Source organism: Variovorax atrisoli 110B (assembly GCF_000382045.1).
In the GTDB taxonomy this organism is placed as follows: domain Bacteria; phylum Pseudomonadota; class Gammaproteobacteria; order Burkholderiales; family Burkholderiaceae_C; genus Variovorax; species Variovorax atrisoli.
Window position 1 is genome coordinate 166,024 of the sequence record NZ_KB907458.1, and the last position, 24,023, is coordinate 190,046.

The 24,023-nt window shown below is 67.4% G+C and carries 21 protein-coding genes; 11 read left to right on the forward strand and 10 right to left on the reverse strand.

Going from position 1 to position 24,023, the window contains the following annotated elements:
• Positions 1-11: 11 nt before the first annotated feature.
• From G369_RS0123830 to G369_RS0123845, 4 genes are read right to left on the reverse strand one after another with little or no spacing between them, the layout of a single operon-like run.
• The gene (locus tag G369_RS0123830; RefSeq protein ID WP_019656558.1) at positions 12-518 is read right to left on the reverse strand and encodes a GNAT family N-acetyltransferase; all 507 of its coding nucleotides are present in this window, start codon (positions 516-518) and stop codon (positions 12-14) included.
• Positions 518-1,312 (reverse strand): ABC transporter ATP-binding protein, encoded by a 795-nt coding sequence (locus tag G369_RS0123835; RefSeq protein WP_019656559.1) that lies wholly within the window; start codon positions 1,310-1,312, stop codon positions 518-520. Before G369_RS0123835 ends, G369_RS0123830 begins: the two co-directional genes overlap by 1 nt.
• Positions 1,312-2,208: an ABC transporter permease gene (locus G369_RS0123840; protein ID WP_019656560.1), complete on the reverse strand. Its 897-nt coding sequence runs from the start codon at positions 2,206-2,208 to the stop codon at positions 1,312-1,314. Before G369_RS0123840 ends, G369_RS0123835 begins: the two co-directional genes overlap by 1 nt.
• A 27-nt stretch (positions 2,209-2,235) precedes the next feature.
• Complete coding sequence (locus G369_RS0123845) at positions 2,236-3,162, reverse strand: ABC transporter substrate-binding protein (protein WP_051127633.1); 927 nt, start codon at positions 3,160-3,162, stop codon at positions 2,236-2,238.
• A 264-nt stretch (positions 3,163-3,426) separates the two neighbouring features.
• Between G369_RS0123845 and G369_RS0123850 the strand changes: the two genes are divergently transcribed.
• Complete coding sequence (locus G369_RS0123850) at positions 3,427-3,897, forward strand: Lrp/AsnC family transcriptional regulator (RefSeq protein ID WP_019656562.1); 471 nt, start codon at positions 3,427-3,429, stop codon at positions 3,895-3,897.
• 6 nt (positions 3,898-3,903) lie between these two features.
• Here the strand turns inward: G369_RS0123850 and G369_RS36230 are convergent, their stop codons facing one another.
• The 6 genes from G369_RS36230 to ugpB all read right to left on the reverse strand — a co-directional run bounded on the left by G369_RS36230 (position 3,904) and on the right by ugpB (position 11,497).
• Positions 3,904-6,297, reverse strand: coding sequence for a DUF3772 domain-containing protein (locus G369_RS36230; protein ID WP_019656563.1), 2,394 nt, complete (start codon positions 6,295-6,297; stop codon positions 3,904-3,906).
• A 51-nt stretch (positions 6,298-6,348) separates the two neighbouring features.
• Positions 6,349-7,092 carry a glycerophosphodiester phosphodiesterase gene (gene ugpQ, locus G369_RS0123860; protein WP_019656564.1) on the reverse strand — a complete coding sequence of 248 codons (744 nt, stop codon included), beginning with the start codon at positions 7,090-7,092 and terminating at the stop codon, positions 6,349-6,351.
• Between the two features lie 123 nt (positions 7,093-7,215).
• Positions 7,216-8,223 (reverse strand): sn-glycerol-3-phosphate ABC transporter ATP-binding protein UgpC, encoded by a 1,008-nt coding sequence (gene ugpC / locus G369_RS0123865; RefSeq protein WP_019656565.1) that lies wholly within the window; start codon positions 8,221-8,223, stop codon positions 7,216-7,218.
• Positions 8,224-8,347: 124 nt separating this feature from the next.
• Entirely contained in the window at positions 8,348-9,199 is an 852-nt protein-coding gene (gene ugpE, locus G369_RS0123870) for a sn-glycerol-3-phosphate ABC transporter permease UgpE (protein ID WP_019656566.1), read from the reverse strand.
• Between the two features lies 1 nt (position 9,200).
• On the reverse strand, positions 9,201-10,082 hold the full coding sequence (gene ugpA, locus G369_RS0123875) for a sn-glycerol-3-phosphate ABC transporter permease UgpA (protein ID WP_019656567.1): 882 nt from the start codon (positions 10,080-10,082) through the stop codon (positions 9,201-9,203).
• A gap of 101 nt (positions 10,083-10,183) precedes the next feature.
• The gene (gene ugpB, locus G369_RS0123880; protein WP_019656568.1) at positions 10,184-11,497 is read right to left on the reverse strand and encodes a sn-glycerol-3-phosphate ABC transporter substrate-binding protein UgpB; all 1,314 of its coding nucleotides are present in this window, start codon (positions 11,495-11,497) and stop codon (positions 10,184-10,186) included.
• A gap of 276 nt (positions 11,498-11,773) precedes the next feature.
• Here ugpB and serA point away from each other — a divergent pair, with 276 nt between their 5' ends.
• From serA to G369_RS37755, 10 genes are all read left to right on the forward strand, one after another.
• Positions 11,774-13,006: a phosphoglycerate dehydrogenase gene (gene serA / locus G369_RS0123885; protein ID WP_019656569.1), complete on the forward strand. Its 1,233-nt coding sequence runs from the start codon at positions 11,774-11,776 to the stop codon at positions 13,004-13,006.
• Between the two features lie 150 nt (positions 13,007-13,156).
• Entirely contained in the window at positions 13,157-17,035 is a 3,879-nt protein-coding gene (locus tag G369_RS0123890) for a DUF3683 domain-containing protein (protein ID WP_026346579.1), read from the forward strand.
• Positions 17,032-17,475, forward strand: coding sequence for an HIT family protein (locus G369_RS0123895; RefSeq protein ID WP_019656571.1), 444 nt, complete (start codon positions 17,032-17,034; stop codon positions 17,473-17,475). The genes G369_RS0123890 and G369_RS0123895 overlap by 4 nt, the downstream gene beginning before the upstream one ends.
• Positions 17,475-17,888, forward strand: a complete 414-nt coding sequence (locus G369_RS0123900) for a gamma-butyrobetaine hydroxylase family protein (protein WP_019656572.1) — start codon at positions 17,475-17,477, stop codon at positions 17,886-17,888. The genes G369_RS0123895 and G369_RS0123900 overlap by 1 nt, the downstream gene beginning before the upstream one ends.
• Positions 17,889-18,036: 148 nt before the next feature.
• Positions 18,037-18,768, forward strand: a complete 732-nt coding sequence (gene ubiE, locus G369_RS0123905) for a bifunctional demethylmenaquinone methyltransferase/2-methoxy-6-polyprenyl-1,4-benzoquinol methylase UbiE (RefSeq protein ID WP_019656573.1) — start codon at positions 18,037-18,039, stop codon at positions 18,766-18,768.
• A 35-nt stretch (positions 18,769-18,803) separates the two neighbouring features.
• Complete coding sequence (locus G369_RS0123910) at positions 18,804-19,814, forward strand: Tim44 domain-containing protein (protein WP_019656574.1); 1,011 nt, start codon at positions 18,804-18,806, stop codon at positions 19,812-19,814.
• 152 nt (positions 19,815-19,966) lie between these two features.
• On the forward strand, positions 19,967-20,542 hold the full coding sequence (locus tag G369_RS0123915) for a ubiquinone biosynthesis accessory factor UbiJ (RefSeq protein ID WP_019656575.1): 576 nt from the start codon (positions 19,967-19,969) through the stop codon (positions 20,540-20,542).
• Positions 20,539-22,104, forward strand: a complete 1,566-nt coding sequence (ubiB, locus tag G369_RS0123920; protein ID WP_019656576.1) for a ubiquinone biosynthesis regulatory protein kinase UbiB — start codon at positions 20,539-20,541, stop codon at positions 22,102-22,104. The genes G369_RS0123915 and ubiB overlap by 4 nt, the downstream gene beginning before the upstream one ends.
• 13 nt (positions 22,105-22,117) lie before the next feature.
• Positions 22,118-23,569 (forward strand): high affinity choline transporter 1, encoded by a 1,452-nt coding sequence (locus G369_RS0123925; RefSeq protein ID WP_019656577.1) that lies wholly within the window; start codon positions 22,118-22,120, stop codon positions 23,567-23,569.
• A 104-nt stretch (positions 23,570-23,673) separates the two neighbouring features.
• Positions 23,674-24,009, forward strand: coding sequence for an FmdB family zinc ribbon protein (locus G369_RS37755; RefSeq protein WP_019656578.1), 336 nt, complete (start codon positions 23,674-23,676; stop codon positions 24,007-24,009).
• Positions 24,010-24,023: the final 14 nt, after the last annotated feature.

The window sequence follows — 24,023 nt, forward strand, 5'->3', positions numbered from 1 at the left end:
CCGCCGCCCGCTCAGCCGAGCCGGCGGATCATGTAGACCGACTCGCCCGGGTAGGTGGCCAGCCGGGCCTGCTGCTGCGGGCCGTCGGGCAGCGCGGCCGCATAGCCCTGGCGCTCCCAGAACCCCACCGAGGATTGCACCGACACCAGCGTCGACTGCCGCCAGCCGGCCTGCAGCGCATGAGCCCAGGCATGGCGCACCAGCAGCGGCCCCAGCCGGAGGCCCGAGGCGCCCGGGTGCACCGCAAGGTCGTGCAGATAGAGCGAATCGGGCTGCTGTGCCACCTCGAACTCGCCGTGCAGCGGCGTCAGCTTGCCGACGACCGACGGATAGCCCGCCAGGTAGGCCCGCACGCCGCCTTCGTGTTCCACCACCCACCCGGTATGGGGCGCGGCAGCGAGCCGCCTCGCAATGAGCGCGCCGTCTTCCACGAAGCCCGCGCCGTAGCAGGCGAGCTGGATCGCCAGCACCGCGTCGAGGTCGGCGGCGCGCATGCCGCGCACGAAAGGCGTCGCCATCAGGCCAGCAGCAGCTTGTCGTCGTCGAGCTTCTCGCCACGGGTCTGCTCGAACATGCGCAGCAGGTCGGGCACATCGAGCCCCGAGCGCTGCGGCCCGGCCACGTCGAGGATCACCTGGCCCTCGTGCAGCATCACCGTGCGCGAGCCGTAGTCCAGCGCTTGGCGCATGCTGTGCGTGACCATCATCGCGGTGAGCTGGCCGGCCTCCACGATCTTCGCGGTCAGCTCCAGCACGAAAGCGGCGGTCTTGGGGTCGAGCGCGGCCGTGTGCTCGTCGAGCAGCAGGATGCGCGAGGGCCTGAGCGATGCCATCAGCAGGCTCACCGCCTGCCGCTGCCCGCCCGAGAGCAGGCCGATGCGGTCGGCCAGGCGGTTCTCCAGCCCCAGCTTCAGGATCGACAGCTTCTCGCGGAACATCTCGCGCAGGTTGCGGTTGAGCGCGAAGCCGAAGGCCCGGCGCTCGCCGCGCTTCCAGGCCAGCGCCATGTTCTCCTCGATGGTCAGCGCCTCGCAGGTGCCGGCCATCGGGTCCTGGAACACGCGCGCCACCATGCCCGAGCGCTGCCAGGCGTTCATGCGCGTCACGTCCTTGCCGTCGATCTCGATGCGGCCCTTGTCGACGATCAGGTCGCCGCTCACTGCATTGAGTAAGGTCGACTTGCCCGCGCCGTTCGAGCCGATCACGGTGACGAACTGGCCGGTGGGAATCTCCAGGCTCAGGCCGCGCAGCACGCGATTCTCGATCGGCGTGCCCGGGTTGAAGGTCATCTCGAGTTGTTGGGTGCGCAGCATCAGTTCTTCCCCTTGAACAGGCCACCCAGCCTGCGCTTGTAGGCGGGCACCAGCAGCGCGAAGGCCACCAGCACGGCGGTCACCAGGTTCAGGTCCTGCGCCTGCAGTCCCATGAAGTCGGTGTTCAACGCCATCGCAATGAAGAAGCGGTAGAGCAGTGCACCCAGCACGCAGGCCAGCGTGGTGATGACCATGCTGCGCGCCGGAATCAGCGTCTCGCCGATGATCACCGCGGCCAGGCCGATCACGATCGTGCCCACGCCCATCGAGATGTCGGCCGTGCCCTGGCTCTGCGCGAACAGCGCGCCGGCTAGTGCCACCAGCGCGTTCGACAGCGCCAGGCCGGCCATGGTGTGGAAGTCGGTGGAAATGCCCTGCGCCCGCGCCATGCGCGCGTTGCCGCCGGTGGCGCGCATCGCGAGGCCGGCCTCGGAAGCGAAGAACATGTCGACCACGATCTTCGCGACGACCACGATCAGGAGCAGCAGAAGCGGCTTGGCCCACTGCTCGGGCATGCCGCCGAAGCTGGCCATGCTGAACACCGTGGGTTCGGTGATGAGCGCCACGTTGGGCTTGCCCATCACGCGCAGGTTGATGGAGTACAGCGCGATCATCACCAGGATGCTCGCGAGCAGCTGCATGATCTTCAGCTTGACGTTGAGCCAGGCCGTGACCCAGCCCGAGGCGGCGCCGGCCACGCAGGCCACTGCGGTGGCGGCGACCGGATTCCAGCCCGCCACGATCAGCGTCGCGGCCACGGCAGCGCCCAGCGGGAAGCTGCCGTCCACCGTGAGGTCGGGGAAGTTGATGATGCGAAACGACAGGAAGACGCCCAGCGCGACCAGCCCGAATATCAGGCCGATCTCGATGGCGCCCAGCGAAGCGATGAGCGACATGGGAAAGAGGAAGACGGGTTCGGCTTCTTACTTCGTGCTCACGACCTTGGCGGTCTTCAGCAGCTCGTCGGACAGCGTCACGCCCTGCAGCCTGGCCGCGCCCGGGTTCACCACCAGCTCGAAGTTGGCGCTGGTCTGCGACGCGATGGCGCCGGGCTTCTCGCCCTTGAGGATGCGCACCACGACCTTGCCGGTCTGGCGGCCGATGTCGGTGTAGTTCAGGCCCAGCGCGGCCACGGCGCCACGCTCGACGGTGGCGGTGTCGGCAGCCACCACCGGCAGCTTGGCCTGCTGCGCCACCTTCACGATGCCCTCGAAGGCCGAGACCACGTTGTTGTCGGTGGGCGTGTAGATCACGTCGGCCTTGCCGACCAGGCTCTGCGCGGCGGTCGGAACGTCCACCGTGCGGGCCGCGGCGGCTTCCACCACCGTCATGCCGGCTGCCGAGGCCGCCTTCTTGAGCGAGTCGACGATGGCCACCGAGTTGGCTTCACCGGGGCTGTAGATCACGCCGATGCGCTTGGCGGCGGGCACCACCTGCTTGATGAGGGCGATGTGCTTTTCCAGCGGCGAGAGGTCGGACACGCCCGTCACGTTCGTGCCCGTGGGCTCCCAGCTCTTCACCAGCTTGGCCGCGACCGGGTCGGTGACCGCCGAATACACCACCGGAATGCTCTTGGTGGCCGCCACCATGGCCTGCGCCGACGGCGTGGCGATGGCGACGATCGCGTCGGGCTGGTCGCCCACGTACTTGCGGGCGATCTGTGCTGCGGTGCCCACGTTGCCCTGCGCGCTCTGGTAGGTGAACTTGAGGTTCTTGCCTTCCTCGTAGCCCGAAGCCTTCAGCTCGGCCTTCACGCCGTCGCGCACCGCGTCCAGCGCGGGGTGCTCGACGATGGCGGTCACGGCCACCGACTTGGTGTCGGCCGCGAACGAAGGCGCTGCGGCCAGCATGCCGAGGGCCAGGGCCACTGCGCTGAAGGGGGTGCGAAGCAAAGCGTTTTTCACGGGAAAGGGTCTCCGGGTGGGGATTGGGATGCGTCTGAAGCCGCAGGCAGGTGCCGGCGGCAGGGGGTTCAGCGGCTGGACATCGCGTCGTGCGATCCGGGCGCCAGGGAGTCTAGATCGTACTTTGCACAATTAAGGTGCATGAAAGCCTCGGGCTTACCCCGCTTTGCGCCATAAAATTGCATCGACTTGGTGCATTGGGAGAAGAAATTGCATGACATCACCCTCGACCGGATCGACCGGAGAATTCTCGAGCACCTTCAGGCCCATGGCCGTGCCACCAACCTGGAGCTGGCGGAAGCGGCCAATCTCTCGCCTGCCCAGTGCCTGCGGCGCCACAGGCGGCTGGAGGAACTGGGGCTGATCCACGGCTATGCGGCGCGGCTGAATGCCCGCCACATCGGCCTGGGCGTGACCGCCTTCATCCACGTGACCATGGCCCGCGGCCATGTCGACGAGCTGCCCAAGTTCCAGGACCTGATCGCCGACATGAAGCAGATCCTGGAGTGCTACTCGGTGACCGGCGACTTCGACTACGTGCTCAAGGTCGTCGCCCAGGACCTGGAGTCGCTCTCGCAGTTCCTGATGCACACGCTGATGCACATGCCGGCCGTCTCGGCGGTGCGCTCCAGCGTGTGTCTCAACGAGGTCAAGTTCACGACCGCGCTGCCGCTGGAGTGAACGCCTTCACCCCGCCACGCCGGGCGCCGGCGGCGGCGCCGTCATCACCATCGTCGGCACCGCCAGCGGAAGCGACGCCTTCTTCAATTCGTCGAGGATGGTGAACAGCAGGTCGCTTCGCACGCCTCCCGCCAGCCGCGGGCTCGCCACGTAGGCGATCGCCTGGAAGATCAAGAGCCCGTTCTCGATGCCCTCCAGCGTGAGCGAGGGCGCCGGCGTCTCCAGCACGCCCTCGTGCCCCTTGCAGGCCGCGAGGATCAGCTCGCGCACGCGCTGCGCGTCGGTGGTCAGCGGCATCGGCAGGCGGATCAGCACGCGGCCCTCGGCGTTGGCCAGCGTCATGTTGCGCACGGTCTTGGTGATGAACTCCGAGTTCGGCACGATCAACGTCGAGCGGTCGCCCAGCTGGATCTCGGTGGCGCGCACGTTGATGCGCCGCACGTCGCCCTCGGCCGTGCCCAGCACGACCCAGTCGCCCACCTTCACCGGCTGCTCGGCCAGCAGGATCAGCCCGGAGATGAAGTTCTGCACGATGGCCTGCAGGCCGAAGCCGATACCCACCGACAGCGCGCTCGCCACCCACGCGATGCGCTCGATGCCGATACCCAGCGCCGACAGCGAGAAGGCGATCACCAGGATGCCGCCTACGTAGCCCAGCAGCGTGGTGATGGAGCTCTGCATGCCCGGCTCGAACTTCGTGTTGGGCAGGTAGCTGCGCGCGAGCCAGCGCTTGAAGATCCGCAGCCCCACGAAGCCGATCACCGCCACCGCGATCGCGCTGAAGATCGCACCCGGCACCAGCTGGAACTCGCCCACCTTCACGCCGGTGCCGAACTTGCCGCTGCGCTGGAAAACCTCGCCCGGCCCCGTGCCCAGCGGCGCGGCCAGCGCCACCAGCATGTAGAAGAAGAGCGCCACGCGGCTGATCGCCGAAAGCACCGTGGCCGCCTGGTCCAGCGTCTGCGGCGCGAGGTTGAAGCTCTTCTGCAGCCGCTGCCCGAAGCCGGCGCGCGACGACACCGTGGCCATGAACACGTCGTCCGCGAACTTGAAGAGCACGTAGAAGGCCGCCGCGACGATGCCGCTCCAGGCCAGCTGCGATGCGAGGAAGCTGGCGAGCGCCACGTAGCCCACCGCCACCAGCACCCAGATCGCGATCATCAGCGCGCCGATCAGCGCCACCAGCATGCCGACCCACATCGGCCGCTCGGGCAGGCCGGCCTCGGCCGCGTCGGCGCGCAGCGGCTTCACCAGGTAGAGCACCGAGGCGACCAGTGCCGTCAGCACCAGCGCGGTGAGCACGTGCGTGGCCACCACCGCGGCGAAACTGGCGTCGATCAGCGCGTTGACCTCGGCCGGCGTCCACGCCAGCACCGCCACCAGCGCCACCAGCCAGGGCAGCGGTGCGAGCCGGGTGGCCATGGCGTCGGGGATGGGCGGCAGCCGCCACGAGGGCCGGCGCGTGGCCAGCAGCCCCCGGCCCAGCCCGATCACGAAGGCCATGAACACCAGCAGCTGCGCCGCCGACTGCAGCACCTTGCGCGCCTGCGGCTCCCAGGTGGCGAACTCCTTCAGCACCTCGACGAAGCCGTGCGCCGCCACCGCCACCAGCAGCACATGGCTGGCGACGATGCCGATCACCAGCAGCGAGCGCCGCAGCCGCCCTGCAGGCAGGTAGCGCGCGGCCAGCCAGGTGAGCAGCACCTCGGCACCCCAGATGCCGAACACCGTGAGCAGCAGCGCTCCGACCAGCGCGGCGATCACCGGCAGGCGGGTCTCGGGCTGCGTGGCGGCCAGCAGGCCATCGTTCACCGACGAGGCCATCGCCTTCAGGCGCTCCAGGTCGTCGGGCCACGCCTCGCGCAGGCTGCTCCAGAACTCGCCCGTCAGCGGCGAGGCCGCGCGCTCGGTGAGCTGCGCCTCGAACAGCGCCCGGCGCTGCGTCACCAGCTCGGTGCCGCGCTGCCGCACGTCGACGGACAGCAGCCGCGCGAGGCGGATGTCGGCATCCAGCGCATTGCGCTCCTTCGTGAGGCGGGCGCGCTGGCGGGTGATGTCGGGATCTTCGGTGGCGCCGGCGGCGGGCGGATTGCCGAGTTCGCCGAGCTTGGCGTTCAGGTCGGCCAGGTCGCCGGTGCGCGCTGCAACGAACTTGTCGGCCTGCACGCCGATGTCGTTGATCTGGGCGAGCAGCTTGCGCGCGTCGTCGTCCGTCTCGGCGGCGTTGCTGAGCTTGGTGAACTGCGCGCGCAGCTCGGCGATCGTGGGGGCGGGGGCTGCGGCAGCCGCGGCGGCACTGTTCCCGTTGTTTCCGTTGCCGATGTCCGGCTGCGCCTGGGCGCCACCGCAGATGAACAGGGCCGCGAGGAAGAAGCTCGCGAAGCGTTGGGTCCAACTCATGGCTGCATCATAGAAGCCGCCATTTCGTAAGGGCTGGTAAGAATCTCCGCGTCAGGCGGCTGGCGGAAAGAGATCGACCCTGTCGGTGATGATGCCGTCGGTGCCCAGCTCGAGCAGCCGCTGCGCGGCCCGGTCGTCGTTCACCGTGTAGCTCAGCGCGCGCATGCCGGCATCGTGCACCATCGAGACCACCGTGGCGTCCCACAGCGCGTGGTTGCAGACGATGGCGACGCAGCCCAGCTGCCTGGCGGCATCGAGCCAGCCGTCCCAGAGCTTGTCGAGCAGCAGGCCGCGTGGCAGCTCGGGCTGCACCGCCTGGGCGCCCTCGAGCGACTCGACCTGGAAGGATGTGAGCAGCGGCGGCACCGCCGCGCCCTGCCACAGCCGGGCCGCTTCGCGCGCCACCGCCTCGCCGGTTTCACGCTCGGTGCCCGGCGTGGGCTTGATCTCGATGTTGAGCAGATGGCCGTTGGCCAGGCAGAAGCGCGCCAGGTTCTCCAGCGTGGGCAGCGGCTCGCCCGCATAGGCCCGCGAGTGCCAGCCGCCCGCATCGAGCTGCGCCAGCGCGCTCCAGGGCTGCGTGCCGCCGATGCCGCGGCCGCTGGTGGTGCGGTCGAGCGCGGCGTCGTGCATCAGGAACACCACGCCGTCGGCGCTGAGCTTGGCGTCGCACTCGAACATGCGGTAGCCATGCGAGGCGCCAAGCCGGAAGGCGGCCAGCGTGTTCTCGGGCGCGAGCTTGCCGGCGCCGCGGTGGGCGACCCAGCGGGGGTAAGGCCAGGAATTCATGATCATTCTTTGAGTGAAGCCCCAGTTTCTTCGAGGAGCACCGCGGAACCGGCTTTGCCGGGCCGCCGGTGCCGCCCCCGACAGGGGGTTGGCGACGCGACACGAAGTGCGCGCAGCCTGGGGGCGAGATTAATCAGCGCGCTTGCCGGAGCCGGCGTCGAACCAGTGCAGCTTGTCTTCGCGCGCTGCGATCTTCACCGTGTCGCCGGCCACCGGCGGATGGTCGGCCTCGTCGGTGCGCATGATGATCTGCTCGTCGCCGATGCGGCCGTACACCAGCCGTTCGGCACCCAGCAGTTCGACCTGCTCGACCTGCACCGACCAGCCGCTCTCGTCGAGCTTCAGGTGCTCGGGGCGGATGCCCAGGAACTGGCCCGGGCGCACGCCCGGCGCGTGCTTGAGCAGGTTCATCGGCGGCGAGCCGATGAAGCTCGCGACGAAGGTGGTGGCGGGGCGCGAGTACACCTCCTCGGGCGTGGCGAACTGGTCCATCACGCCGCCGTTCATCACGATGATGCGCTGCGCCAGCGTCATGGCCTCGACCTGGTCGTGCGTGACGAACAGCGAGGTGATGCCGAGCTCGCGGTGCAGCTTCTGGATCTCGAGGCGGGTCTGGGCGCGCAGCTTGGCGTCGAGGTTCGACAGCGGTTCGTCGAACAGGAACACCTGCGGCTGGCGCACGATGGCGCGGCCCATGGCCACGCGCTGGCGCTGGCCGCCCGAGAGCTCGCGCGGCTTGCGCTCCAGCAGGTGGCCCAGCTCGAGGATCTTCGCGGCCTTGTCGACGCGCACCTTGATCTCGGCAGGCGGCACCTTCGCGATCTTCAGGCCGTAGGCCATGTTCGCGTACACGCTCATGTGCGGATAGAGCGCGTAGTTCTGGAACACCATGGCGATGTCGCGCTCGGAGGGCTCCAGGTTGTTCACCACCCTGTTGCCGATGGCGATCTCGCCGGCGGAGACTTCCTCCAGGCCGGCCACCATGCGCAGCAGCGTCGACTTGCCGCAGCCCGAGGGCCCGACGATGACGATGAACTCGTGGTCGGCGATCTCGGCGCTCACGCCGTGGATGACCTGGTTGGCCTTGGGCCCGTGGCCGTAGCGCTTGATGACGTTGCGTAGGGAGAGGGAAGCCATGTCTATTCGAGTTCTCCGATGTTTTTCAGGAACACCGCGCAGCCGGCTCTGCCGGGCCGCAGGTGTTGCCCCCGGAAGGGGGTTGGCGCAGCGGCACGAAGTGCGTGCAGCCTGGGAGCGAGCGTCATTTCTCAGTGTCCACGAGGCCCTTGACGAACCACTTCTGCATCAGAACCACCACCAGCGCCGGCGGCAGCATCGCGAGGATCGCGGTGGCCATCACCACGTTCCATTCGTTCTGGCCGTCGCCGCCGGCGATCAGCCGCTTGATGCCGACCACGATCGGGTACATGTCCTCGTTGGTCACCGCCAGCAGCGGCCAGAGGTACTGGTTCCAGCCGTAGATGAACTGGATCACGAAGAGCGCGGCGATGCTGGTCTTCGACAGCGGCAGCAGCACGTCGAAGAAGAAGCGCATCGGGCTCGCGCCGTCCATGCGCGAGGCCTCGGTGAGCTCCTCGGGCACCGTCAGGAAGAACTGCCGGAACAGGAAGGTGGCGGTGGCCGAGGCGATCAGCGGCACCGTGAGGCCCGCGTAGCTGTTGAGCATGCTCAGGTCCGACAGCACCTTGTAGGTGGGCAGGATGCGGACCTCCACCGGAAGCATCAGCGTGACGAAGATCGCCCAGAAGCAGATCTTCTTGAACGGAAAGCGGAAGTAGACGATGGCGAACGCCGACAGCAGCGAGATCGCGATCTTGCCGACGGCGATGACCAGCGCCGTCACCAGGCTCACCCACATCATGTGGGCGACCGGGGCGTTGGAGCCCGCACTGCTCGCGCGGCCGAAGAGCGCGCCCTTGTAGCTCTCGAGCATGTGCGAGCCGGGCAGCAGCGGCATCGGCCGCTGCACGATCTCCTGTGCGGTGTGGGTGGACGCCACGAACGCGAGGTAGATGGGGAAGGCGACGATCAGGACGCCCAGGATCATCACCACGTGGGCCAGGATGCCCTGGGTGCTTCTTCTTTCAACCATGTCAGTACTGCACCTTCTTCTCGACGTAGCGGAATTGCACGATGGTCAGCGCGATCACGATCACCATCAGCACCACCGACTGCGCGGCCGAGCCGCCCAGGTCCAGGGCCTTGAAGCCGTCGTGGTAGACCTTGTAGACGAGGATCTCCGTGTCCTTGCCCGGGCCGCCCTCGGTGGCGGCGTGCACGATGGCGAAGGTGTCGAAGAACGCGTAGACCACGTTCATCACCAGCAGGAAGAAGGTGGTGGGCGACAGCAGCGGGAACTGCACCGTCCAGAAGCGCCGCCACGGGCGCGCGCCGTCGATGGCGGCGGCCTCGATCAGCGACTTCGGGATGGACTGCAGCCCGGCCAGGAAGAACAGGAAGTTGTAGGAGATCTGCTTCCACACGGCGGCCATCACGATCAGCGTCATGGCGTGCTTCGAGTTGAGCAGGTGGTTCCAGTCGATGCCGATCTTGCCCAGCGCATAGGCGACCACGCCCAGCGACGGGGAGAACATGAAGACCCACAGCACGGCGGCTACCGCGGGCGCCACGGCGTACGGCAGGATCAGCATGGTCTTGTAGAACATGCCGCCGCGCACGATGCGGTCGGCGAACACCGCCAGCGTCAGCGACAGCGTCAGTCCGATGCTGGCCACCAGCACCGAGAAGATGGCGGTGGTCTTGAACGACTCGGCATAGGCCGGGTCCTCGAAGAGGTCCTTGAAGTTCTGCAGGCCGACGAAATCGACCGAGGTGCCGAAGGCGTCCTGCTGCTGGAGCGACTGCAGCAGGGCCTGCCCCGCCGGCCAGAAGAAAAACACGAATATCACCGCCATCTGCGGTGCGAGCAGCAGCCACGGCAGCCAGCCCGAACGAAAGAAAACGCGTTTTTCCATGAACCCTCTACGTAAAAAATCCCGCCGCGCCCGCTCTTTCGCAAGAGCCGACGGGGGCGGGCGATATTAGCCGGACACGGACGCCGTCCGGCGGCCGGGCGTCAGCTCTTGTTGGCCTTCTGGAAGCGTTCGAGCTGCTCGTTGCCTCGGGTCACGATGGCGTCGAGGGCTTCCTTGGCGGTCTTCTTGCCGTTCCAGACCTGTTCGAGCTCTTCGTCCTCGATGGCGCGGATCTGCACGTAGTTGCCCAGGCGGATGCCGCGGCTCTTGTCGGTGACCTTGCGGATCATCTGCGTCACGGCCACGTCGGTGCCGGGGTTCTGCTTGTAGAAGCCGGAATCCTCGGTGAGTTTGTACGAGGCCGTGGTCACGGGCAGGTAGCCCGTGCGCTTGTGGCTGGCGGACTGCACTTCAGGCGTGGAGATGAAGCTGAAGAACTTGGCCACGCCCTTGTATTCGGCCGGCTTCTTGCCCGACATGACCCACAGGCTGGCGCCGCCGATCACGGTGTTCTGCGGTGCGCCCGGCACGTCCGGGTAGTAGGGCAGGGGAGCCAGGCCGTAGGCGAACTTGGCGTTCTTGGCCACGTTGCCGTAGAAGCCCGAGGAGGTGTTGATCATGGCGCACTCGCCCGACACGAACGAAGCCTCGGGCACGTTGCCGCGGCCCTTGTAGACGAAGAGGCCCTGCTTGGCCATGCTCGCCAGGTTCTCGATGTGGCGCAGGTGCAGCGGCGAATTGACCTTCAGGCGCGCGTCCAGGCCCGACAGGCCGTTGTTCTTGGACGCGAACTCGACGTTGTGCCAGGCCGAGAAGCTCTCGACCTGCGTCCAGTTCTGCCATGCCGTGGTGAACGGGCACTTGTGGCCGCTGGCCTTGAGCTTGGCGGCGGCGGCGACCACTTCGGGCCAGGTGGCGGGCGCCTTGTCGGTGGGCAGGCCGGCGGCCTTGAAGGCGTCCTTGTTGAAATAGAAGATGGTGGTCGAGCTGTTGAACGGGAAGCTCAGCATCTGGCCGTTGGGGGCGGTGTAGTAGCCGGCCACGGCAGGGATGTAGGCGGCCGGGTCGAATTTCTCGCCCGCGTCCTTCATGACCTGGCCCACCGGGACGATCGCGCCCTTGCTGGCCATCATGGTGGCGGTGCCCACCTCGAACACCTGCAGGATGTGCGGGGCGTTGCCGGCGCGGAAGGCCGCGATGGAGGCCGTCATCGATTCGTCGTAGGTGCCCTTGAACGTCGGGACGACCTTGTATTCCTTCTGGCTCTCGTTGAACTGCTTCGCCAGGTCGTTGACCCACTCGTTGTTGACGGCAGTCATGGAATGCCACCACTGGATCTCGATCTGGGCGTGCGCCACGTTGAAAAGCGTGGTGGCGGCCAGCGCCGATGCCAGCGCGAGCGTCTTGAATCGCATGAAGACTCCTGAAGGGAAAAATGGAAAGCGCGGATGCTAGGGCATGTGCATGACACAGCCGCGTCACATTGGCGCACGGGGGGAGGGTTTCTTCCAATCGGGGAAACCCCTTTGGGGCCTTCGGCCGCTCCTTGCCTTCCCTCGCGGATTTGGCCCTGTTCGCATCAGGCCCGGCACGGGTCGCTGCCCTTCTTGCTGCGCCGCACCATGCTAGCATCGCCCTCCCTTTTTTCGGCCTAGCCTGTCGCCGTGGCCGGGGCTTCGAAGAGAACCTCCATGAGCAGCAAAACCTCCCTCGACAAAAGCAGGATCAAGTTCCTCTTGCTCGAAGGCATCCATCCCTCGGCCGTGGAGGTGCTGCGCGCCGCCGGCTACACCAACGTGGAGTCGCTGCCCGGTGCGCTGCCCGATGCCGAGCTGAAGGAAAAGATCGCCGACGTGCATTTCCTGGGCATCCGCTCGCGCACCCAGCTCACCGCCGAGGTGTTCGCTGCGGCGCACAAGCTGGTGGCGGCAGGCTGCTTCTGCATCGGCACCAACCAGGTCGACCTCGAAGCCGCCCGCGAGCATGGCGTGGCGGTGTTCAACGCACCGTACTCCAACACCCGGTCGGTGGCCGAACTGGTGCTTGCCGAAGCCATCCTGCTGCTGCGCGGCGTGCCCGAGAAGAGCGCGGTGGCTCACCGCGGCGGCTGGCTCAAGTCGGCCGACAACGCCTACGAGATCCGCGGCAAGACGCTGGGCATCGTGGGCTACGGCTCGATCGGCGCGCAGCTGTCGGTGCTGGCCGAGGCGCTGGGCATGCACGTGGCCTTCTACGACGTGGTCACCAAGCTGCCGCTGGGCAATGCGCGCCAGGTGCGCGACCTGCACCAGCTGCTGGCCCAGAGCGACATCGTCACGCTGCACGTGCCCGAGACCCAGGCCACCCAGTGGATGATCGGCGCGGCCGAGATCGCGGCGATGAAGCCCGGCGCCATCCTCATCAATGCCTCGCGCGGCACGGTGGTCGAGATCGAGCCGCTGGCCGAGGCCCTGAAGGCCCGCAAGCTGCTGGGCGCCGCCATCGACGTGTTCCCGGTGGAGCCGCGCAGCAACAAGGACGAGTTCCAGTCGCCCCTGCGCGGCCTGGACAACGTGATCCTCACGCCCCACATCGGCGGCTCGACCATGGAGGCGCAGGCCAACATCGGCCTGGAAGTGGCGGAAAAGCTGGTCAAGTACAGCGACAACGGCACCTCGACCTCGTCGGTCAACTTCCCCGAGGTGGCGCTGCCGGCGCACCCGGGCAAGCACCGCCTGCTGCACGTGCACCGCAACGTGCCGGGCGTGCTGTCGGAGATCAACAAGATCTTCTCGGACAACCACATCAACATCTCCTCGCAGTTCCTGCAGACCAACGAGAAGATCGGCTACGTGGTGATGGACATCGACGCCGCCTCGTCCGACCTGGCGCTGGAGAAGCTGGCGAAGGTCGGCGGCACGATCCGCAGCCGCGTGCTGTTCTGAGTTTTTCCGGAGATCCCCGGGGAGGGGCTCCCCGGAACCGGCGCCTACCACAAGGCCGAAGCAACCGCCACGCGGCAAGACCCCAGGCGCTGCAATAAAATCCACAGCCCGGCTATGGGCGCGCAGCGCCCGGCCGAGGCGCCCCACCCGATGAATGCTCCGACCGCGTTGAACGCGCTATTGGCACAGGCCGCAGAGCCGGTACGACTGCGCGAGATCCCCTACAACTACACCAGCTTCTCCGACCGAGAAATCGTGATTCGCCTGCTGGGCGAACGCGGCTGGGACCTGCTTCAGACCCTGCGCGCAGAGCGCCGCACCGGCCGATCGGCGCGCATGCTCTACGAGGTGCTGGGCGACATCTGGGTGGTCCAGCGCAACCCCTACCTCGTCGACGACCTGCTGGACAACCCGCGCCGCCGCGGCCAGCTGGTCGATGCCCTCAGGCACCGCCTGGCCGAGGTGCAGAAGCGCCGCACCCCCGACAGCGACCTGCCGCGCGACCAGCTCGTGGGCGAGCTCACCGCGCTCGTGGGCGAGGCCGTGGCCGCCTTCGACACCAAGTTCCGCGACGTCGCCGCCCTGCGCCGCAAGGCCACCCGCGTGCTGGGCCGCCTCACCGCCAAGGACAACATCAAGTTCGACGGCCTCTCGCGCGTGGCCCACGTCACCGACGCCACCGACTGGCGCGTGGAGTACCCCTTCGTCGTGCTGTGCCCCGACACCGAGGCCGAGATGGCGCTGCTGGTGAAGGGCTGCATCGAGCTGGGCCTGACCATCATCCCGCGCGGAGGCGGCACCGGCTACACCGGCGGCGCCATTCCGCTGACCTGGAACAGCGTCGTCATCAACACCGAGAAGCTCGAGGCGATGACCGAGGTCGAGCACGTCTCGCTGCCCGGCCTGGCCGATCCAGTGCCCACCATCTGGACCGAAGCCGGCGTGGTCACCCAGCGCGTGGCCGATGCGGCCGAGCGCGCGGGCTTCGTCTTCGCGGTCGACCCGACCTCCGCCGAGGCCTCGTGCGTGGGCGGCAACGTCGCCATGAACGCGGGCGGCAAGAAGGCCGTGCTGTGGGGCACGGCGCTCGACAACCTCGCCTCGTGGCGCATGGTCACGCCGCAGGCCGAATGGCTCGAGGTCACGCGCATCGGCCACAACCTCGGCAAGATCCACGACGTCGACAGCGCCGTGTTCGAGCTGCAGTACTACGCCGCCGACGGCAGGACGAAGCTGCGCAGCGAGCGCCTCGAAATCCCGGGCCGCACCTTCCGCAAGGAAGGCCTGGGCAAGGACGTGACCGACAAGTTCCTCTCGGGCCTGCCGGGCATCCAGAAGGAAGGCTGCGACGGTCTCATCACCAGCTGCCGCTGGGTGGTGCACCGCATGCCGGCGCACACGCGCACCGTGTGCCTGGAGTTCTTCGGCAACGCCAAGGACGCGGTGCCCAGCATCGTCGAGATCAAGGACTTCATGTTCGCCGAGCAGAAGCGCTCGGGCGTTCTGCTCGCCGGCCTGGAACACCTGGACGACCGCTACCTCAAGGCCGTGGGCTACGCCACCAAGTCGAAGACGCACGGCGGCCTGCCCAAGATGGTGCTGTTCGGCGACATCGCGGGCGACGACGCGAACGAAGTGGCGCGCGTCACCTCGGAAGTGGTGCGCATCGCCAACTCGCGCAGCGGCGAAGGCTTCATCGCCATCAGCCCGGAGGCTCGCAAGAAGTTCTGGCTCGACCGCAAGCGCACGGCCGCCATCAGCCGCCACACCAACGCCTTCAAGATCAATGAAGACGTGGTGATCCCGCTGCCGCGCATGGCCGAGTACAGCGACGGCATCGAGCGAATCAACATCGAGCTGTCGCTGCAGAACAAGCTCGCCCTCACCGACGAGCTCGAGGCCTTCCTCACGCGCGGCAACCTGCCGCTGGGCAAGACCGACGATGCGCACGAGATCCCCGCGGCCGAGCTGCTGGAAGACCGCGTCGCGCAGGCCGTGGCGCTGGTGCAGGAAACGCGCGCGCTGTGGGCCGGCTGGCTGAAGGACGTCGACACGCTGTTCCCGCAGCTGCAGGACCACTCGCTGCGCGCCAGCTGGAAGACCCAGCTGCGCCAGCCGCTGCAGGCCATCTTCACGGGTGCCGAGTTCGCGCCCATCCTGGCCGAGTGCGCCGCCATCCACAAGCGCGTGCTCAAGGGCCGCGTGTGGGTCGCGCTGCACATGCACGCGGGCGACGGCAACGTGCACACCAACATCCCCGTCAACAGCGACAACTACGACATGCTGCAGACCGCGCATGCCGCGGTGGTGCGCATCATGGCGCTGGCGCGCAGCCTCGACGGCGTGATCTCGGGCGAGCACGGCATCGGCATCACCAAGCTCGAGTTCCTGAGCGACGACGAGCTGCGTCCCTTCACCGAGTACAAGGCCAAGGTCGACCCCGAAGGCCGGTTCAACAAGGGCAAGCTGCTGCGCGCACCTGCCGGCACGCCGCAGACGCTGCATGCCGACCTGACCAACGCCTACACGCCGAGCTTCGGCCTCATGGGGCACGAGTCGCTCATCATGCAGCAGAGCGACATCGGCGCCATCGCCGACAGCGTGAAGGACTGCCTGCGCTGCGGCAAGTGCAAGCCGGTGTGCGCCACGCACGTGCCGCGCGCCAACCTGCTGTACAGCCCGCGCAACAAGATCCTCGCGACCTCGCTGCTGGTGGAGGCCTTCCTCTACGAAGAGCAGACCCGGCGCGGCGTGAGCATCAAGCACTGGGAGGAGTTCGAGGACGTGGCCGACCACTGCACCGTGTGCCACAAGTGCCTCACGCCCTGCCCGGTGAAGATCGACTTCGGCGACGTGTCGATGAACATGCGCAACCTGCTGCGCAAGATGGGCCAGAAGAGCTTCCGCCCGGGCAACGCGGCTGCGATGTTCTTCCTCAATGCGACCAATCCGCAGACCATCAAGGCGGTGCGCGCGGGCATGGTCGGCGTGGGCTTCAAGGCGCAGCGCCTGGCCAACGACCTGCTGCGCGGCCTCGCGAAGAAGCAGACCTCGGCGCCGCCGGCCTCGCTGGGGCCCGCGCCCGTCAAGGAGCAGGTGATCCACTTCATCAACAAGAAGATGCCGGGCAACCTGCCGAAGAAGACGGCGCGCGCGCTGCTCGACATCGAGGATGCGGACTACGTGCCGATCATCCGCAATCCGAAGGCGACCACCTCCGAAACCGAGGCGGTCTTCTACTTCCCGGGCTGCGGATCGGAGCGGCTGTTCTCGCAGGTGGGCCTGGCCACGCAGGCGATGCTCTGGCATGCGGGCGTGCAGACCGTGCTGCCGCCGGGCTACCTGTGCTGCGGCTATCCGCAGCGCGGCAGCGGGCAGTTCGACAAGGCCGAGAAGATGATCACGGACAACCGCGTGCTCTTCCACCGCGTGGCCAACACGCTCAACTACCTCGACATCAAGACGGTGGTGGTGAGCTGCGGCACCTGCTACGACCAGCTGCAGGGCTACCAGTTCGACAAGATCTTCCCGGGCTGCCGGATCGTCGACATCCACGAGTACCTGCTCGAGAAGGGCATCACGCTCGCCGATGCGGCCGGCGGCGGCTACCTCTACCACGACCCCTGCCACTCGCCGATGAAGCAGCAGGATCCGATGAAGACGGTGAAGGCGCTGGTGGGCGACAACGTGCTCAAGAACGACCGCTGCTGCGGCGAATCGGGCACGCTGGGCGTGTCGCGGCCCGACATCTCCACGCAGATCCGATTCCGCAAGGAACAGGAGCTGAAGAAGGGCGAAGCCGCACTGCGCGAAGCCGGCAAGGTCGGCGAGAAGGAGAACGTGAAGATCCTCACCAGCTGCCCGAGCTGCCTGCAGGGCCTCTCGCGCTACGGCAACGACCTGAACAACGGCCTGCTCGAAGCCGACTACATCGTGGTCGAGATGGCCAACAAGATCCTCGGCGAAGACTGGATGCCCGACTACGTCGAAGCCGCCAACCGCGGCGGCATCGAGCGGGTGCTGGTGTGACGGCGAAGGTGCAGGGCTGCGTGCTGTGCGAGGGTCCGGGCGGGCGCCTCGTGTTCGAGGGCGCGAAGCTTCGCGTGATCCATGCCGAGGAGGCTGGCTTCCCGGCCTTCTATCGCGTGGTGTGGCGCGAGCACGCGCCGGAGTTCTCCGACCTCGACGCGGCCGATCGCACGTTGTGCATGGAAGCCGTGACGGTGGTGGAGCAGTGCCTGCGCGAGCACCTCAAGCCGGCGAAGGTCAACCTCGCCGCGCTTGGCAACATGGTCGCGCACCTGCACTGGCACGTGATCGCGCGCTTTCCGAACGACAGCCACTTTCCGGGCTCGGTGTGGGCGCCCGTGCAGCGCGAGCGCGATGCGGCGCTGGAGGCGGACATCGTCGCGCGCCTGCCGGCCATCGAGGCTGCGATGATCGAGCGATTGGGCAACAGGAGCTTCTGATGGCAGGCTTGAAACCCGGCGCGCCGACGCCGCAGTCGATCACCGTGCATGGGCAGTCGCGCGTGCTCGAGGTCGGCTTCTCCGATGGCGCGACCTTCCGCATTCCCTTCGAGCTGATGCGCATCTATTCGCCGTCGGCAGAAGTGCAGGGCCACGGCCCCGGGCAGGAAGTGCTTCAGACGGGCAAGCGCGATGTCGAACTCGTCGAGCTCGAGGCAGTGGGCAACTACGCGGTACAGCCGACCTTCAGCGACGGCCACAACACGGGCATCTACTCGTGGGACCTGCTCTACGAACTGGGCGAGAAGCAGGCCGAGCTGTGGGCTGCCTATGAGCGCAGATTGGTCGAGGCGGGTGTCGATCGCGACGCGCCGATGATCGAGAAGGGCGGCCACGCCTGCGGCAGCCATTGAGGCCTTCGGGACGGCGCAAAAGTCCGCCGCTGCTATTGAAAAGATAGCCCTACGCCCAGAAAGGGCGGGGCTGAAAAAGCAACAAATGTCCGCCGTGGTCGCGGGGTCGTCGACTTGATGTGAAGGCTTCCGGCCTAACATCGGTCGCATGAGTACCACACACTTCGGCTTCGAAACAGTCGACGAAAGCGAGAAGGCCCGCCGCGTTCGCGGTGTCTTCGATTCGGTCGCATCGCGCTACGACATCATGAACGACCTGATGTCGGCAGGCCTGCACCGCGCCTGGAAGGCGTACACCGTCATGGTCGCGAACGTGGGCGAAGGCTCGCGCGTCCTCGACATCGCAGGCGGCACCGGCGACCTGGCACTGGCCTTCGCCAAGAAGGTCGGCGCCAGCGGCCAGGTGGTCCACACCGACATCAACGAGGCCATGCTGCGCACCGGCCGCGACCGCCTGCTCGACGCCGGCGTGGTGCTGCCCACCATGGTCTGCGACGCGGAGAAGCTGCCTTTCCCCGACAACCACTTCGACGTGGTCACCGTGGCCTTCGGCCTGCGCAACATGACGCACAAGGACGTCGCGCTCAAGGAGATGAACCGCGTGCTCAAGCCGCGCGGCAAGCTGCTGGTGCTCGAGTTCTCGAAGGTCGCGAAGCCGCTCGCGAAGGCCTACGACTGGTACTCCTTCAACGTGCTGCCGAGGCTCGGCAAGCTCGTGGCTGGCGACGATGCGAGCTATCGCTATCTCGCCGAATCCATCCGGATGCACCCCTCGCAGGAGGAGCTCAAGACCCTCATGAAAGAGGGCGGTTTCGGACATGTGGACTATCACAACATGACTGGGGGCATCGCTGCCCTCCATGTTGGAATCAAGTGTTGATAAAGCGGATCTTTCGCTCGAGAGGAGACGACGATATGAAGAGTTTGGGTTCTTTGTTCCTGGCAGCCGCACTGGTCCTGGGCAGCGTGCAGGCAGAGGCTGCACGCATGGGTGGCGGCAAGTCGATGGGGCGCCAGTCGTCCAACGTGACGCAGCGCGAGTCCGCATCGCCATCGGCACCTTCGCAGCAGAGCGCGACCAATGCTGCAGCTGCGAAACCCGCGACGCCTGCACCCGCTGCGGCCGCCGCGCCGAAGCGTCCCTGGGGTGCGATGCTGGGCGGTCTGGCCGCCGGCCTCGGCCTCGCATGGCTCGCGAGTTCGCTGGGCCTGGGCGCAGGCTTCGCCAACATCCTGCTGATCGGCCTGCTGGTGCTCGCCGGTGTGGTGGTGTGGCGCATGATCAAGTCGCGCTCGCAGCCCGCAGGCAACCGCCAGGGCGGCTTCGCCTTCCAGGGCGCGGGTGCCAGCCCGAGCAACGCGAGCTCTCCCGTGCAGTACAGCCCCGCCAACGTCGGCAACGATGCCTCGGCGCGTCCCTGGGAGCGCAACAACGCGGCCTTCGACGCCACGCCGCACGGCAGCAGCCTCTCGGCGGCCGGTGCAGCGGCAGGCAGCAGCATGATCGGCTCTGCGCTTGGCGGTTCGCAGTCGTGGGGCATCCCTGCCGGCTTCGACGTCGACGGCTTCCTCGCTGCGGCGAAGCGCAACTTCGTGACGCTGCAGGACGCATGGGACCGCGCCGACGTGTCGACGCTGCGTTCGATGATGACCGACGGCATGGTCGACGAGATCCGCGCGCAGCTGGCCGACCGCGCCAGCCACACGGGCGGCGCCTCCAACAAGACCGAAGTGGTGATGCTCGACGCCAAGCTGCTCGGCATCGAGGAGCTGCCCGACGCCTACATGGCCAGCGTGGAGTTCTCCGGCATGATCCGTGAAGACGCCTCGGCCGGCCCGGGCCCGTTCCGCGAAGTGTGGAACATGACCAAGCCCGTCAGCGGCCACAGCGGCTGGCTGGTGGCAGGCGTGCAGGCTCTTCAATAGTTCACCCCAGGCTCCGCGCACTTCGTGCCGCTTTTCCCGCCCCCTGATGGGGGCGGCACCAGCAGATGGGCAAAGCCGGTTCTGCGGTGTTTCTGGAAAAGGGCATGCAGTCCATGAGCCGCGGGGCGCTACAGTGACGGGATAATGGGGACATGGCCACACCATCGTCCCCATTCTCTTTTCTAGGCGACCTCTTCAACAGCATCGGAGAGCGCCTGCAGCCCCCGGACTGGGCGGTGCACGAGATACAGAACCGCGCGGTCCTGTTCCTCAACCACGTGCTGCAGCAGGAGCCCGAGGCCCAGCAGCGGCTGCTGCGCCAGCAGGGGCGGGTGGTGCGCTTCCAGTGGCGCTTCGTGACCATGGAATTGGTGGCCACCCCGGCCGGCCTGCTCGGCCTGGCCCCGGCCGGCTCGGTGCCCGAGCTGACGCTCACCGTCACCGACGAATCCCCCTTCGACATCGCACGCGCAGCGCTGCGCGGCGACAAGCCCGCCGTGCAGATCATCGGCGACGTGCAGCTGGCGGCCGAGGTCAACTGGCTGGTCGACCACGTGCGCTGGGACGTCGAGGACGACCTCGCCCGCGTGATCGGCGACGTGCCCGCGCACACGCTGGGCAATGCCGTGCGGCGAGTGGCGGACGCGCTGCGCAAGTTCGCCGGCAGCCGTAGCGGCGCCGGCAAGGCCGGCGGTTCGGCGGTCGGCCCGGCGGGCAACGCCGAATGAGGCGCTTCTACCGCGGCCTTTTCATCGTCTGGGTCGCGCTGCGCTACGGCCTCGACGAGCTGGTGCTCTCCAGCTTCCAGAAGCCCTGGGTGCGTGGGGTCACGCGCATTCTTTCCTTCGGGCGCAACCTCAATGCGCCGCGCGGCCAGCGGCTGCGCGAGGCACTCGAAAGCCTCGGTCCCATCTTCGTGAAGTTCGGCCAGGTGCTGTCGACGCGGCGCGACCTGCTGCCGCCCGACATCGCCGACGAGCTGGCCTTCCTGCAGGACCGCGTGCCGCCGTTCCCCTCGGCCGTGGCCATCGCGACCATCGAGCGCGCATTCCGCCGGCCGGTGAGCGACGTGTTCGTGCAGTTCGACGAGACGCCGATCGCCAGCGCCTCGATCGCGCAGGTGCACTTCGCGACCATCCGCACCAACGACGGCGAGGAGCGCGAGGTCGCGGTGAAGGTGCTGCGCCCCAGCATGCGCGGCGTCATCGAGAAAGACCTGGCGCTGATGGCCATGATGGCCGGCTGGCTCGAGAACCTCTCGGCCGACGGCAAGCGGCTGAAGCCGCGCGAGGTGGTGGCCGAGTTCGACAAGTACCTGCACGACGAACTCGACCTGGTGCGCGAGGCCGCCAACGCGGCCCAGCTGCGCCGCAACATGGCCGAGCTCGACCTCGTGCTGATCCCCGAGATGTTCTGGGACTTCTGCCACCCCGAGGTCATCGTGATGGAGCGCATGAAGGGCGTGCCCATCGCACAGATGGACCGCCTGCGCGCTGCCGGCGTCGACATTCCCAAGCTGGCGCGCGACGGCGTGACCATCTTCTTCACGCAGGTGTTCCGCGACGGCTTCTTCCACGCCGACATGCACCCCGGCAACATCCAGGTGAGCCTGGAGCCCGAGACCTTCGGGCGCTACATCTCGCTGGACTTCGGGATCATCGGCACGCTGACCGAGTCGGACAAGGAATACCTCGCGCAGAACTTCGTGGCCTTCTTCCGGCGCGACTACAAGCGCGTGGCCGAGCTGCACCTCGAGAGCGGCTGGGTGCCGGTCGGCACCCGCATCGACGAGCTGGAGGCGGCGATCCGCACCGTGTGCGAGCCGTACTTCGACCGGCCGCTGAAGGAGATCTCGCTGGGCATGGTGCTCATGCGCCTCTTCCAGACCTCGCGGCGCTTCCACGTCGAGATCCAGCCGCAGCTGGTGCTGCTGCAGAAGACGCTGCTCAACATCGAGGGCCTGGGCCGCAACATCGACCCTGAACTCGACCTCTGGGCCACGGCCAAGCCCTTCCTCGAGAAGTGGATGGTCGACCAGATCGGCCCCAAGAAGCTGCTGCAGCAGCTCAAGGCGGAGGCGCCCAGGTACGCCAAATTGCTGCCCCAGTTGCCTCGATTGCTGCACGATTTCCTGGAAAATCGCCCGGTCGACAACCGCCGCGAGCTGCTCGAACTGCTGGCCGAACAGAAGCGCACCAACCGGTTGCTGCAGACCATCGTCTACGGTGGCATAGGTTTTGTATTGGGGTTGCTCGCCATGCAATTGCTGGTGCGCGTGCGTCTGTTCTAGAGGAGTTTGTGCCGTGTTGTTGACGCTGGTCATCGTCTATCTGCTTGTCACCATCGCGATCGGCCTCTACGCGGCCAAGCGAGTGAAGAACACCACCGACTTCGCCATCGCCGGGCGGCACCTGCCGCTCTACATGATCGTCACGACCACCTTCGCGACCTGGTTCGGCTCCGAAACGGTGCTCGGCATCCCGGCCAAGTTCATCGAGGGCGGGCTCAACGGCGTGGTGGAAGACCCCTTCGGCGCCGGCACCTGCCTGATCCTGGTGGGCCTGTTCTTCGCCGGCAAGCTCTACCGCATGACGCTGCTGACCATCAGCGACTACTACCGCGAGCGCTACGGCCGCGGCGTCGAGGTGGCCTGCTCGCTCATCATCATGCTGAGCTACCTGGGCTGGGTGTCGGCGCAGGTCACGGCGCTGGGTCTGGTGTTCAACCTGCTGTCGGGCGGCGTGGTCAGCATCCCGGTGGGCATGGTGATCGGGGTGGTCTCGATCCTGGCGTACACGCTCTTCGGCGGCATGTGGTCGGTGGCCGTCACCGACTTCATCCAGATGATCATCCTGGTGGCCGGCCTGGCCGTGATCGCGATGTTCGCGGGCAACATGGCCGGCGGCGCCGACAAGGTGGTGGCCTTCGCGGTCAGCAAGGACCTCTTCAAGTTCTGGCCCGAGCCGAGCCTGCACGACATGGTGTTCTTCTTCGCCGCGGCCATCACGATGATGCTGGGCTCCATCCCGCAGCAGGACGTGTTCCAGCGGGTGATGTCGGCCAACAGCATCAAGGCGGCCCGGCGCGGCCCGGTGATCGGCGGGCTGGCGTACATCCTCTTCGCCTTCGTGCCGATGTTCCTGGTGGCCAGCGCGCTCCTCATCATGCCGGAGCAGACCTCCACGCTGCTGAAGGAAGACCCCCAGAAGGTGCTGCCCACGCTGGTGCTCGAGAAGATGCCCTTCGTGATGCAGGTGCTGTTCTTCGGCGCGCTGCTGTCGGCCATCAAGTCGACCGCCTCGGCCACGCTGCTGGCCCCCAGCGTCACCTTCACCGAGAACATCTGGCGCCAGTTCCGCCCGGCAGGCACCGACCGCCAGAACCTGATGACCATGCGCATCACGGTGCTGCTCTTCAGCGCCGCGGTGCTCGCCTACGCGATCCGCATGCAGGGCACGTCCATCTACGAGCAGGTGTCGGGCGCCTACCAGGTGCCGCTGGTGGGGGCCTTCGTGCCGCTGGTCTGCGGCCTCTACTGGCGCCGGGCCACCACGCAGGGGGCGGTGGCCTCGATCGTCCTGGGCATCGGCGTCTGGCTGCTCTTCCTGGGGGTTTCGTCCTGGGGTGCCGTGTTCCCGGCCCAATTGGCCGGCGTGCTGTGCTCCTTCGCGGGCATGGTGGCCGGCTCGCTGCTGCCGCAATGGTTGGCGAACACTCACACGCCGCACCGCCCACTGGCCACGGAACCGGCCTGAAGCCGGGGCTTGCCGCTCGGGCAGGGCGTCCCCTGGCGGGGGCGCCCCTATAATCGAGGGCTTTGCGAGCGGCCGCTGCGCCGCTTTTTTGACCTCATTTCCCCATGCCCATCTACGCCTACAAGTGCAGCGCCTGCGGCTTCGCCAAGGACGCTTTGCAGAAGATGTCCGACGCCCCCCTCACGGTGTGCCCGGCGTGCGGCGCGAGTGCGTTCGAAAAGCAGGTCACGGCCGCCGGCTTCCAGCTCAAGGGTTCCGGCTGGTACGTGACCGATTTCCGCGATGGCGGCGGCAAGAAGTCCGAGCCGGCCACGTCGTCCGCCTCCGGCGAATCTTCGTCCTCCTCCTCCTCCTCTTCTTCCACCACGACCGCCGCGCCGAGCCCCGCTCCGGCGCCCGCCGCACCGGCTCCCGCGCCGGCCGCGTCGAGCGGCGACTGAAGCCTTCCGACCGC